Origin of the sequence: Hahella sp. CCB-MM4 (assembly GCF_002260525.1) — a bacterium.
Classification (GTDB): Bacteria; Pseudomonadota; Gammaproteobacteria; order Pseudomonadales; family Oleiphilaceae; genus Hahella.
In genome coordinates, this window is record NZ_MRYI01000004.1 from 288,753 (window position 1) to 303,191 (window position 14,439).

Genomic DNA, 14,439 nt, shown 5'->3' on the forward strand with positions numbered 1-14,439 from the left:
TAACAACGATATCCCGCAAACGAAGACTGGAGTGTCGGAGATTTGAAATGGTTGTAAATACTTTATGTCGTCTACCACATGGCAGATCTGCCAGAATCTTATCCTCTCTCACTCTAGGGGCGCTGATACTCTCCAGCAATGCATTTGGCTGGGGCACAGAAGACCAACGCAAACAGATTTTTGATCGTATCGCAGGGGTTCCGCCATCTGAATCAGAAATGACTGCAATGGATGCTGCCGGCAGTGCAGCCGAGGCAGCTCAGGTAGCCTTGGACAGCCCCTACTTTTATGATGTCACCCTGAAAAACATGGTGACGCCCTGGACAAACGAAGAACAAACCGTCTTCGCACCATTGAACGATTACACTGCCACCGTTATAGGGCTCGTTAGAGATAAAGCGGATTTTCGGAGCGTTCTTTATACTGACCAGGTTTATGTTGCCAAGTCGAGTTACCGGGACGCCAGCAACAATCCCCTTCCTGCTTATTCTCTGGCGAATAATAGCCATTACGAAGAAATTGAAGATTTAATGGACCGGGGCAACAGCCTGTTTGATATTTTGACCCCTACCACCCAAACACTACCTGCAGGTGCCCGGGCCGGAGTCATGAGCACTCGTGCTGCTGGGAGAGCCTTTTTCAGTGCAGGCACCAACCGGGCGATGCTCAGATTTACCTTGATCAACCATCTTTGTATGGATCTGGAACAGTTTAAGGATACATCGCTTCCCGCTGACCGAATTCGGCAGGACGTATCAAGAAGCCCAGGCGGGGACAGCAGCATATTCTTGAACAATTGTATCGGTTGCCATAGTGGAATGGATCCTTTGGTACAAGCCTTTGCCTATTACGACTTTGACTATGGCGGAGATGATACCAACATCGAAAATGGTACCCTGGTATATAACTCCGCAGGAACGGTTGACCCCGACACCGTATCATTGCTCGACGGATCTCCAAATCTCTCTCGCGTATCCGACCCTAACGTTCTATATAGAGTGCAGGACAAATACTTTATCAACTTCACCAACTTCCCCTATGGTTATGTCACCAATTCTGACCAATGGACCAATTATTGGAGAGAAGGAAGAAACAGCGGTGTGGAATGGAATGCAGGCGGCGAATCCCCTGGAGCATCGGGAATAGGAGCTGGAAGCCTCGGTAGAGAACTCGCCAACTCACAGGCATTTGCTCAGTGCCATGTTAAACGAGTATTTAAGACCGTGTGCCTCAGAGATCCGGATAGCGCCGCGGACGCCAATGAAATCACTAATCTGACAACATCGTTTATGGGCAGCGGATACCATCTGGACGAGGTATTCGCTTCGGCCGCTGCCTACTGCGTCGAATAAGAAAAGGATGAGAACAATGACTGACAATGGCAATACATTTGTTCTTGGTAAGAGCGTGATTCTAATCACACACAACTTGTATACCACCAGATAAAGCAGTCGGGCACATTATGATGAATTCAGCAGTTTTAAACGTTTTCACTCGTGCAGTGTCGGGCCTTCTTGTTGCGCTCGCACTGGCAACGGTTACCGGTTGTGGTGGCGGAGGAGCTGGAACTGAAGCACTCCCAAATACCGGAACCGTGACTTCCAGTAATTACAACGGCCCCTCTCCAAAGACGGAAGACGTCCAGCTCTTCAAGCTGAATGTCTGGGACAATCTTGTCGGCTCCAACCGTTGTGGCTCATGTCATGGTACTGGAGGTCAATCACCCCAGTTCGTCCGTTCAGATAACATTAACTCAGCCTACGAGGCAGCCAACACAGTAGTGAATCTGAATGAACCCTCAGAGTCCACTATGGTGCAAAAAGTCGGAGGCGGTCATAACTGCTGGCTGTCTTCACCCCAAGCTTGCGCAGACACTATTACCCAGTACATCACACGATGGGCAGGTGGCAGTACGGGAGAAGTTCAACGTGTTGTATTGCAATCAGTTACAGATCTGCAGGATCCAGGTGAAACACTTACACTAAGTGATGACTCATCAGACTATAGTGCACTCTACGATCTGTTCACGGGTCCGGCAAAATGCAGTCGCTGCCACTCCCAGGACAGCACAGGACAAAAACAATCACCCTATTTTGCAGATACCTCGCAGGCCACCCGCGCAGCCAATCTGGCCATGGCCTACGATGCCGCCAAGTCAAAAATTGATGTCAACAGCCCAGAACTTTCACGGTTTTATATTCGTCTGAAAAATGAATCCCATAACTGCTGGACAGACTGTGACAGTGATGCCCAGGCAATTCTTGATCTTATAGTCGCCCTTGCCGGCAGCCTGGAGACAACGGCCCTGCCTGACGGTACCATATCGAGCAAACTTTCTCCCAAACTGGCCGATGGAACTCCCGCCAGCTCTGGAGGTCGTTATGAATCAAACGTCATCGCCAAGTGGGAATTCAAGACTGGTGACGGAACTATTGCCTATGACACCAGCGGCGTGGAACCTGCTATCAACCTGAACCTTATTGGAGACGTCTCCTGGGTAGGTGGCTGGGGTATTAGCCTTAACGGTGGCAAGGCTCAAGGAACTACAGCCAGTAGTAAGAAAGTTCACGACCTGATTAAAACTACCGGCGAATATTCCGTCGAAGCCTGGGTCGCCCCTGGCAATGTGACACAAGAAGGTCCGGCAGTGATTGTTAACTATGGTGGCAGCGATATACGTCGCAACTTTACCATTGGTCAAACAATGTATAACTATGACTATCTCCATCGCAGCAGTACCACTGGCCTAAATGGAGACCCAGCTCTTTCCACTCCGGATGGAGATGAAGTATTACAAGCAACTCTGCAGCATGTTGTAGCGACTTTCAGTCCATCAGCAGGACGTAAACTTTACGTCAACGGTCGTTTGATTGATGAGCCGGATCCATCCTCCCCCGGAAATCTGGTTGACTGGAATGATACCTATGCATTGGTTATGGGCAGCGAGCCCTCAGGAGCCAATGTCTGGCAAGGCACCATTCGGATGGTTGCAATTCACAATCGGGCGCTGACTGCTGAACAAATTGAGAACAACTATGATGTAGGTGTCGGCCAGAAGTTTTATCTCCTGTTCAACATTTCTGAACATATCGATTTGCCGGAGAGTTATATCGTATTCGAGGTAAGTCAGTTCGACAGTTACAGCTATCTGTTCAATGCGCCCTTCTTTATCAGCCTTGACTCAAATGTTACTCCAGAAAACATTTCCATTGGGGGAATGCGCATTGGCATCAACGGTGAAGAAGCCAAGGCTGGGCAGGCCTTTACCAATCTGCTCGTCGACGAGCTTGATTCTGCCTATTACACCCCTGAGCAAGGAGAGCAATTGTCGAATGTTGGAACAATTATTGGTCTCAAGTCCGGACCAGACAATGATCAGTTCTTCCTGATATTTGACGAACTAAATGGGGAAACAGGCGTCGTCAGCGATCCCGGCGATAAGGCGGACCATTTGGCGATCGATATTGCTGACTCTCCACAACCCCGAATTGGCGTGAGAAACTTTGGAGAGATCAGCGCCTCAATGGCCAAGCTAACAGGCGTTACTCCAGAGGTAGTGAACTCGCAGTTTGATAATTTCAGCGAATTTGAACGGTCTATGCCGGCTGACGACAACGCATTATCCTTTGTCCCATCACACCCTGTTGCCATTACTCAGTTGGCCATTCTGTACTGCGATGCACTGATCAATGACACCAGCCTCAGAGATGGCGTATTTGATAGTGGCTTATTCAGTGGCGCAGATTTTTCCGGCCCGGACAAAAACACATTAATCGATAATCTTTACGATGCCTTTATCGGCAACGGCTTTGAATTTCAGCCAGAAAATGCTGATGTAGAAGATGCTGTTGGTACGTTAGTCGATAATCTAGCAGCAGACTGTGCAGGTAGCTGTAACAGCACACAAACAGCTAACGTTGTAAAAGGGGCCTGCGCTGCAGTACTGGGTAGCGCCACTATGATGGTTCAATAGACGGAAGTAGCGAATAGTCTGACGGCGCGACCAATATCGCGCCTGCTTGAAAGAATTTAACCACTGCTTGCAGTAACGTTTGAGGTAGCCTAGTCATGGCAAGAAAACAAAGAAGTCTTCATCCTGACGAACCACTCCGCCATTCAGACCACCGACGCCCGGTGAGCCGTAGAGAGTTTATATCTCAAGGATTCTTATCTGGCGGTGCAGCAGCTTTTGGCCTATCCCCTTTAGCGTCCTTATTGTTTGCTCGTAAAGCGAACGCATTGGACCTGGGAAGTGCCTTTGACAGTAACCCGGATAATCTTAGATCACTTTGCAACGTAGGCTTCCTAGGAGCGAATAAAGTACCCTTTATTTGTTTCGATTTATCTGGTGGCGCTAATATCGCAGGGTCAAATGTTTTGGTAGGTGGTGAAGGTGGTCAGGAAGATGTACTAACTACCGCTGGTTACTCTAAGCTAGGCATTAAAAGCGACAACATCCCTTCACCCGGAGGGGCATCAAGCTTTATTAATGAAGAGTTTGGCCTCAGGTTCCACAGTACCAGCGCAATGCTGGAAGGCATGATGGAAACTGCACGAGCAACAACTCGGGGCTTTATTAATGGTATGGTTATTCCGGCTCGCTCAGAAAACGACACAGCCAACAATCCTCATAACCCTACTTTCGGGATATATCGAGCAGGTGCCGATGGTGGTCTGCTTTCGCTTATCGGCTCTAGAAACAGTGAGTCTGGCGGCAATTCCATGGCGCCCCCATCTCTCGTCGTGCCTTCTGCACTTCCAACCAAAATAGACCGGGCCTCAGATTCTCTCGGACTGGTAGATACAGGCAAGCTGACCACTCTGCTGGATACAGCAAAAGCCGTTAACGTTATGGAAGCTATGTATAAAATCACTAACGCCAAGCTCTCAACGATTGACAGCGGTGATGGGGATGATACAACCAACCAGATTCGTTGCGCCTACGCAAAGAGCGCAGACAACATTGAAACCTATGGCGACCAAAGCCAGCTAGACATACGCCAAGATGAACATATCCTCCTAGGCGCCGACCCTATCTTCAGTGAAGAGCTTTTTAATCAAAGTCGTGAATATGAGAAAACAGCAACCATTATGAAGCTTGTTATTAATGGCTTCGCCGGTGCTGGCACGATCACCATGGGTGGATATGATTACCATACTGGAGACAGAGTCACTGGTGAAGCCAGGGACAAGCGTGCAGGACACTGTATTGGTGCATGTCTTGAGTACGCACACCGTGTAGGTAAGCCGCTGATGATTTATGTTTTCTCTGATGGAGGTATTTCCAGTAATGGACGCGAAGATCCTAATGCAGGCGGAAAACCTGAGTGGACTGGCGACAACCAAGCCACCGGCGCAGCATTCATTCTTGTCTATAACCCAAGCGGCGTGACCTCCATACGCAATCAATTGGGCTACATGACCCCAGAAGGCAATGCGGCTACCAATGGCAGCCCTGCAGCAAACAGCGTGACTCAGTTGGTTAATACCGTCATTCTAAATTACATGGCGCTGCATGATGAAATAGGTAATTTCTCCAGTATCTTTGGCGGCGCAGACCATGGCCTTGGTAGCGACCTTAATTCACTAGTAGGATTCGAACCCATAGTCAGCGGGACGATCAGTTAAACTGGTTCTGCATCCCAGAGGTATATAAAGGGACGATAGCATCGTCCCTTTTCTCTTAGGCAAATTTACTTTATACCTTTCCGTTTCAGCCTTAGTACCATCCTCAGACTTCAACACTTTGCCATAGACCATTTGCCCTACTCCCAATCCCCTTTCATAAATGTTAAATTACGCCCGCGTAATGTAATTATTTGTAACTATTCACCTTAGCAGTTTCCTGATTCTGACATGGAACTCAAACAGACCAGCTCAAGGAAGGTTTCTTTGTTTGCCTGTAACTCCCTGAAAAAACACAAGCTTTCATCTTTAACTGTAGCTTTGGCAGCGATTGGTGCAGTCAGTCATACACTTGCGGCCTCTCCTACTGCAGTAGATGACACCCGCACGGTACCGGCTAATTCGAGCATCACGATCAATGTACTGAGTAACGATTTCGATACAGATGGTGATCCAGTTCACGTTACGGAAATTCTCCAGCCGGAACATGGAGCCGTTAAACTGAATTCAGACAGCAGCATTACCTATACGCCGGACAAGGATTATCAGGGAGCCGACAGCTTTACCTATTTTATAGAGGACGAAACCGATCGACCTTCAGTTTCATCAGCGGTCGTCTCTATCAGTGTGACCTCTCCCACTACCTACATCAGCGAGACATCCAACACAGCCAAAGTAGCAACAACCTTGTCTGATACCTGTACCACACTCCAGGACAAGCCGACAGAACAGCTAACCGCCAGCCAACGGGATCTGCTGGAACGATGCCTGGAAGTCTCCGAGTTGGAAATCAGCAATCCAGAACAACTAGAGGAAGTCGTACGCCAGATTGCACCAGAGGAAACGACGGCAAAAATGCGTACCGCCACCAACTCCAGCCGTTCTCAAACCCAAGCGGTTCAGCAACGCATAGGATTGGTAAAAGGCAGCTCCGGCTCTGTCTCATTTAACGGTCAGTCATTAACGAATGGGTTAGCTTCCTCAGCAGGATTCCAGGGAGGAAGTGCCGGAGACAATCAAAGTCCATGGTCCAGACTCGGTATATTTGCCTCGATCCAGCAGGAAGGTGCAGAGCATGACGAAACCACACTTGAATCAGGTTATGAATACACCGGGAACAATGTCACTGTTGGTGCTGACTACTTAGTTACCCCACATTTAATTTTTGGCGGCGCGTTGGGCTGGACCCAGAGTGACACCGACCTAACCGGTGGAAATGGGAACTTCACCTCCGATATCTATACCTTCATCGCCTACGGTACCTATTTCACTGATTCCTTCAGTGTTGACCTGCAGGCTGGATACGGAAACCTGGATTTTGAATCCAGCCGCCGGATTCACTATACCGCCACGAAAACAACTGACGTGACGGCTGAGGGCTTCACTTCAGGTGATCAGTTCCTGCTTAACGGCCAGGTTGATTGGCAATGGAATAGCAATGCTCTTACCGTTCTGCCATTTCTCCGTTTTGACTACGTGACCAGCCAGATCGATGGGTATGGCGAGAATGGTGCCGGCGGTTTGAATATGACCATTGGCGAACAAACTATTGACCAGCTGACCCTATCGACCGGATTTCAGACTACCTACGCTATCAGCAACACATGGGGAGTTTTGATCCCGACGGCAAATGTACGTCTGCTTAGTGAAGTTCAATCCAACCGCGATCCGGTCTATGGGCAATTTGCCTCGGATCCGGATCCCGACAATAGATTTACCCTTTCCTCCGATGACGCAGACACTCTGTACTATCAGGTTGGGGTCGGAACTTCTGCCGTATTGAAAGGTGGAATGTCGCTATTTATTGAATACCAGCAGCTCTTGGGACAGGACAATCTGTCCACATACCAGATTCAATCCGGTATTCGCTGCGAATTATAAGAGAAACAAGTGCAACCTTTTCATCAGGGACCGACCGTGTTTAAAAAACTTATCAGAAATATCGTTCTACTGACATTACTGGCAGTTATCACTACCGCTTGTGGCGGGGGGTCATCGAGCACCAGCCCGGAAGAAAATTCTGGAAATAACACCTCCACCAGTGGCCAGGGCGGCACGCCAGGAAGAACTGATGGAGACGTCAACTCCAATGACAACGGCACTCCTTCACCCAGCACGGTACGGCCCCTGGTGTATGCAGGCATTGATCAATATGCGGATTCAAATGTCGCTCTGACATTATCCGGAAGTGCCCAGGGCAAAAATGACGCCCAGATTGTTCATACCGTCTGGACACAACGCTACGGACCAACTCTCGATATCCCTACCCCCGAGAGTTTAACGAATATATTGGTAGCACCTGACGTAACAGAGCTTCAGAGATACACATTCGAGTTGGTCGCCACTGATTCTTACGGAAATATTAACTCCGACACTGTTAACCTCTTTATACGACCACTGTATAGCGCAGCCCGCATCACTAGCAACAGCATCAATGAGAACTCCGGAGAAGCAGAACTCAGGGTGATTCTGTCCGGCCCTCAACACAGTCCATTGACGTTGGATTATGAAACCTTAGATGGATCTGCAAGAGCAGGGTCGGATTTTGTCTACAAGAGAGGCTCCATAACCTTTGAGCCCGGTACAACCGAGAAAACACTCCGTGTCAGTATCATCGATGATTCCGTCAACGAGGTTGATGAACTCTTCTACGTAAGAATCAGCAATGCAGAAAACGGCTCCATTGCCCAAAGTACAGGAACGATCATCATCCGTAGAGGGGAAGACTCAAATCCGGAATTGCAACCTCAGTCCATTCGGTTCATGGCACAAGGTCCGGTGGATGTTGAAATTGGTGAGGGCTTTACCAATGTGGCCGTTGATGCCAATGAAGCTCAGCACGGCACTGGAGTAGTAAGCTATAGTTCAAGCAGACCTGAAGTGGCCGCAGTAGACCCAAATACCGGGGTTGTACAGACGTTTTCCCAGGGCAACGGTATTATTATTACCGCCGTCAAAGAAGCCGACGCTAACTTCCGTTCGGCAGTGAGCAGTTATACCCTCAATGTGGTCAAGCACTCCCAGGTTTTGAGTTTTGAAGATCCCGGCCCCATTGACGTGGAGGTTAGCACCAGCTTTAGCAATCCTGTAGTGGTTGATCCAGACCAGTCTCCAGGAACCGGGGCCGTCACCTATGCTTCAAGTAATGAGAATGTTGCCGTCGTCGATCCGCTTACCGGTGAAGTCGATACCCTGACAGTCGGCTCGGCAATCATTACTGTAACCAAAGAGGCGGACACCGACTATGAAACAGCAACAGCCACTTATGCACTAACCGTATCTCTTCCCTCAACCGGCCGTTTGGAGCAATCAATTTCCTTCTCAGGAGATGAAACCAGAAGCTGCCAGGTCACCAAAACGTTGACTATCCCATTATCCGAGACAGGAACCGGGACTGGTGCGATCACCTACTCTTCCAACCAGCCGAGCCTGGCAAGTGTTAATGCCAGCACCGGGAAAATCAACTTGCTGGCACCCGGCACGGCCATCATTACGGTGACCAAAGCTGGAGATGACACCTACCTTCCAGCCTCGGATTCAGTAACCTTGAACATTGAAAGATTACCTCAAAGTATTGAGTTTACTGACACAGGTCCGATTAACGGCTACGTTGGCAGCACACTGACCAATATTATTGCGGTCGGCAGCCCAGGTACCGGCCTGATATCCTATTCTTCTGACAGTCCTGCTGTGGCGACCGTCGACAAAGATACCGGAAAAGTTGAATTGGTAAGTCAGGGAAGCGCCACGATTACGGCTGTAAAAGCACAGGATAATACCTATGCAGAAGCAACAGCCAGCTATCAATTGAATGTCAGCAAACAGACCCAAACCGTCAACTTTACTCAACCGTCAATTTCAGGATCTGTGGGCGATGTCATCACCAACACTGCCAGTGGTCAGGGCTCTGGGGCTATCACCTACTCTACAAGTGATCTCTCTATAGCACGTGTGGATACCAATACCGGGGAGCTCACCCTGGCAGGTGCAGGCACAGCCACTATCACTGCCAATATCGAAGCAGATACAAAATTTGAAGCAGCCTCTGCCACTTATCAGGTAACAGTAGGAAAACTGGTACAGACTCTGGCATTTGACCAGAGCGGTCCACTTAATGGTACTGTCGGTGATGTGCTTTCAAACAAGGCAAGTGGATCCGGCTCCGGACAGGTCGCCTACGTATCAAGCGATTCTGGGGTTGTGAGTGTAGATGCTCAAACCGGCGAGGCAACCTTGCTTGGTCAAGGGTCCGCTACCATTACAGCGACTATTGAAGCGGATACTCAGTACGAGTCTGCGACAGCTAGCTATGTCATCAACGTAGGGCTCAAATCAGTAGCCTTGTCCTTTACCGATAGCGGCCCTTTGAGCGGACAGACCGGCACCTCACTATCTAATCCGGTGATTGTCTCTCCATCTGATGCCAATACCAACATCACCATCACTTCCTCTGATAACAGTGTCGCAACCTATAACAATGCCACGAAGAAATTTGATCTATTAACCTCCGGCAGTGTACAGATTACTGCAACCAAAGCAGCGGATTCTGTTTACGGTAGCGCTACTGCCAGTTTTACCCTGAGCGTTACCACTCAGGAACAATCGTTCGAATTTAGCAATCGAGGACCAATAACTGCCGGTGTTGGTGAGACTTTTACCAATACGGCTACTGGTGACGGCACTGGAGCAGTGAGCTATAACACTCCCGACTCCGATATTGCTTCAGTGGATCCTGAAACTGGATTTATAACTCCCTTAAGTGCTGGGACTGCGATTATATATGCTGAGAAAGCTGCAGATCCCGTGTACAGCTTCGCCTCCACTAAATTCACATTAACTGTTGTAAAAGTGGACCAGACTCTGACTTTCGCTAACCCGGCGGGGATAACCGGCACTGTCGGCGAACAGTACAGCAACCCGGCCACCGCACCGGGAAGCGGCACCATCACCTATGCCTCAGCAAACACCGGTATTGCCACTGTTGACAATACCGGGAAAGTGACCCTGGTTGGCGGCGGAAGTACGACGATTACAGCATCAATCGCCGCTGACTCAAAATATAACGCCACATCAGCTGCCTACTCACTGACGGCAAATAACGACACTACCCCTGATGATTTTGAACTGGGTTCCATCAGCAACGCCACGTTGGGTGGTGAAGCCAATTCAAACACCGTCACCATCAGCGGTCTTACTGCCACTGCGACCATCAGTATTACCGGCGGTGAATATACAATTAACGGCAGTGGTAGGACGAGTAGTCCTGGGGTTGTCAGTAATGGGAATAATGTCACTGTGATTGTTCCCGTTGGGACTGATCCGGGTGTGACAAAAACCGCCGTTCTGACCGTCGGTACTTTCAGTGACGATTTTATCGTCACCTCCGAGCCGGCAGATACCGTGCCCGATGAATTTTCCTTTACCAGTATCAGCGATGTTCCTGCCAATACACTTCAGATCTCCTCGGCAATCACAGTAACAGGCATTAACGTTGAAACGCCGATTCAGGTAACTAACGGAGAGTACTCTCTCGACAGCAACATTTACACCACGGCAGACGGCGTCGTGAATAACGGTGATAGTGTCTGGCTGAGACTAACCTCTTCGTCGACTGCTGGAGAAACCGTTACCGCCTCACTGTCCATCGGGGGCATTGAAGGAACCTTTAGCGTCACCACTGAGGCCAATCAGCCACCTACAGTCACCAATGTGAAGCTGACAGATGACAATGGGGGCTATGCGTTGGCGGGTGACCAGATTACTGCAACCTACTCCTATAGCGATCCTGACGGGGACCCTGAAGGTGCCACCAATATACGCTGGAGAAGCAAAGGTACCGTTATATTTGGACAGACCGGACTGACCTATACTCTCAAGTCAACTGATGTGCCAGCCTTGATCACGATAGAAGTAACTCCTGTCGCAACCACAGGAACGACGCAGGGCTCCACTGTAACAGCGGAGATTGCAACGGGCACTCCACCGACGGTAAGTAGCGGAAAAAGTGCAACTTATCTCGACAGCAATATGAATGCTACCGTGGATGCCGGAGATCAAATCGTCATCCCATTCAGCAGCCTGATCAGAGTCAATGGAGGAGATGAGAGTGAACTTCAGATGCCTCTCTCATCAGACAGCTTAGGCACGGGTGCTGTTCTATCTCCACAATACACCAGCGGTAACTCTGGTGTAATTGTAACACTTGGAGAGTTCCCTTCTCTTTCCACCCGTGGCGAATACTCAGAATCAGACACGAGTTTCGGCTCACCTTCAGGTATAGACGTCAGCTCCAGCCCTACCCCTAATATGATTGAAGATTATTGGAGCAAATTGGATGCGGTTGCCTCAACGCCCATTGATATCAAAGCAGGGTTTGTTTATACCGGCAGTGACCTTGGCAGCTCGGATAGCCATGGCATCGTTCTCGGGGACCTGGATAATGACGAAGATCTGGACATTGTTGTCGCCAACCACGGTGGAAATCATGTTTATCTGAATAATGGCAACGGGGAGTTCAGCCCCACAGATCAGGAACTTGGCTCTTACGATACCGAAGAAATTAAGCTTGCTGATGTAAACAATGACAAAAAACTGGACATCATTACATGCAATATTTCCAATGAAGGCAGCCGCATTTACCTCAATCAAGGCCTGGGCAGCTTCAGCGATTCCGGTCAGACATTAGGGGATGGCGCATGCCGAGATATTGCGGTGGGAGACATTGATCACGATAACGATATAGACCTTGTGGTGGCCAATGTAGGAACCACGGGATCACTTAAAACGACCAGAGTATGGCTTAACAATGGCTCAGGAACATTTACCGACAGCGGGCAGCAATATGGAACCAATGACAGTATAGCGGTTGAACTTGGTGACTTGGATGGCGACGACTACCCAGATCTGATTATCGGTCAATCCAGAAACCCAACTCTCGTGCTGATGAATCACCGGGAGGGCGGATTCTATACGTCAGAACCTGTCCAGCTAGGGAGCTTTGCTTATGACATTAAGATCGAAGATATGGACGGCGATGGCGATCGGGATGTTGTCCTTGGCCTGGATAAAGAAGATCAGATCTGGACCAACACCGGTGGAGGAAACCTATCCTTAACCAGCACCGTCGGAAAAAGCACTTCTCCAAGTTATACCATCGCGGTAATAGACTTGGACGGTGATGGCTTCAAAGATGTGCTCGCCACCGGAGCATCCTCTTCTTATGTCTATATGTACATGAACAAACAGAATGGGGTTTTTACTCTTTCTGACCTTACCCTATATTCTGAAAACAAAGGGGTTTACGGTATGAGCACAGGAGATATTGACGGTGACGGAGATGAAGATTTAGTGCAAGCTGCAGGAACTTACCTGGAGAAGCCCAGAGGTAATAACGTCTTCAAGCATTCTTTGGCCGGATCGTATTTTACGATAACGCCGATGTAGCCCTATCAAACAAAAAAGCCTCTGAAAATTCAGAGGCTTTTTTTATTCCGGGGCCTGGTAGTAAAAATTGCGTTTTGATCAGCTTGCCAATTGCTGACACTTATCAATGACGTCTAAACAGATCTTGAGACCGGTCGTCTCCGTCTGCATACATGACAAACAAATAATTGAGGAGTTAATACCAACAGAGTTACCGGGTTCATCCATGCGATGAGACTGCCATTCAATGAAATTGCTCTGCCCACAGTCTTTGCATACGTATCTTGATAGGTCTTCCATAACGTCTTCCATGAATTTCAGTGCACTTGAAGTGTTTTTCGAGAAGCGGAGATGATATCCCTTCCGCTAATCGAAAACTATCAGTAGTTGTACAAAATGTTAACAGTTGGACATTTATTCACCGGGTGTCGACAGTTCAGAAGAATAGTGCATTTTCCTGTGCTGATCTACGATGATGGCATCGATTCCCGGCAGACGTTCTACCAATTCAAGACCCTTCTCCACACCCAGAACAAACACCGTTGTCGACAGAGCATCAGTCGTGGTGGAGTCAGGACCAAGAATCGTCACGCTTTGCACTTCTCCTGCTGACCTACCGGTTTTTGGGGAAATGATATGGTGATAACGAACACCGTCCTGAATAAAGTAGCGCTCATAGTCACCGGAGGTGGATATCGCCGTATTTTCCAAAGGTAACAGTACCGCACTCTCTTCTTCCCGACGGGGATCTTTAATTCCCACAATCCAGGGTTTGCCCAATTTGTTGCCTATTAGTTGAGTATCTCCACCAGCACTGACCATCCCGGAAATAACTCCTCCTTGTCTCAAGATATCGATAGCCCGATCAACAGCATATCCCTTCGCAATACCGCCAAGGTCGATATATACATGAGGATGAGTAAAGGAAATCGTGGAAGCCTTCTCATCGACCACCACATGGCGATAATCGATCGCATCCAGGTTAGCCTCGATCTGACTCTCATCCGGTGCCTGATTTTTCCGATAATCGTAATAGCGCCCGACGGAGGCATAGGTAATATCAAATGCGCCGTTGCTGATCTTTGATACCTGGAATGACTTCTTTATCAAATCGATCAGTTCCCTGCTGACCTTGACCGGTGCTTCAGCGGCGTTTTGGTTCACTATTGAAACTTCGCTGGTGTCTATATAGCTGCTCATCGATTCTTCCAGGCGATAAAATTCCCTGAATACCTGATCAAACAGTAGATTCGCATGGGACTCGGATTCATCCGAAACTTCCACATGGATTCGTGTCCCCATCGCATTCCAGGAGCGCTCGTACCACTGCGCATTGGTAAACGCCGATATCAGCAATAGAAGACTTCCGGTCAACAGGCGGCAGTATCTTTC

At 48.9% G+C, this 14,439-nt stretch carries 6 protein-coding genes; 5 read left to right on the forward strand and 1 reads right to left on the reverse strand.

Annotation, left to right across the window (positions count from 1 at the left end):
- Positions 1-47 precede the first annotated feature (47 nt).
- The 5 genes from BTA51_RS11015 (at position 48) to BTA51_RS11035 (ending at position 13,068) form a co-directional block, all read left to right on the forward strand.
- Positions 48-1,352, forward strand: a complete 1,305-nt coding sequence (locus BTA51_RS11015) for a hypothetical protein (protein WP_094707496.1) — start codon at positions 48-50, stop codon at positions 1,350-1,352.
- Between the two features lie 110 nt (positions 1,353-1,462).
- Positions 1,463-3,973: a LamG domain-containing protein gene (locus BTA51_RS11020; RefSeq protein WP_246841001.1), complete on the forward strand. Its 2,511-nt coding sequence runs from the start codon at positions 1,463-1,465 to the stop codon at positions 3,971-3,973.
- 95 nt (positions 3,974-4,068) lie between these two features.
- The gene (locus BTA51_RS11025; protein WP_094707498.1) at positions 4,069-5,628 is read left to right on the forward strand and encodes a general secretion pathway protein GspF; all 1,560 of its coding nucleotides are present in this window, start codon (positions 4,069-4,071) and stop codon (positions 5,626-5,628) included.
- A 228-nt stretch (positions 5,629-5,856) separates the two neighbouring features.
- A complete protein-coding gene (locus BTA51_RS11030) occupies positions 5,857-7,506 on the forward strand; it encodes an autotransporter domain-containing protein (protein ID WP_094707499.1) in 1,650 nt (549 codons plus the stop codon).
- Positions 7,507-7,542: 36 nt separating this feature from the next.
- Positions 7,543-13,068 (forward strand): FG-GAP-like repeat-containing protein, encoded by a 5,526-nt coding sequence (locus tag BTA51_RS11035; protein WP_168188131.1) that lies wholly within the window; start codon positions 7,543-7,545, stop codon positions 13,066-13,068.
- Between the two features lie 393 nt (positions 13,069-13,461).
- Here BTA51_RS11035 and BTA51_RS11040 read toward each other — a convergent pair whose 3' ends face one another.
- Positions 13,462-14,421, reverse strand: a complete 960-nt coding sequence (locus tag BTA51_RS11040; RefSeq protein ID WP_246841002.1) for an FAD:protein FMN transferase — start codon at positions 14,419-14,421, stop codon at positions 13,462-13,464.
- Between the last annotated feature and the right edge of the window lie 18 nt (positions 14,422-14,439).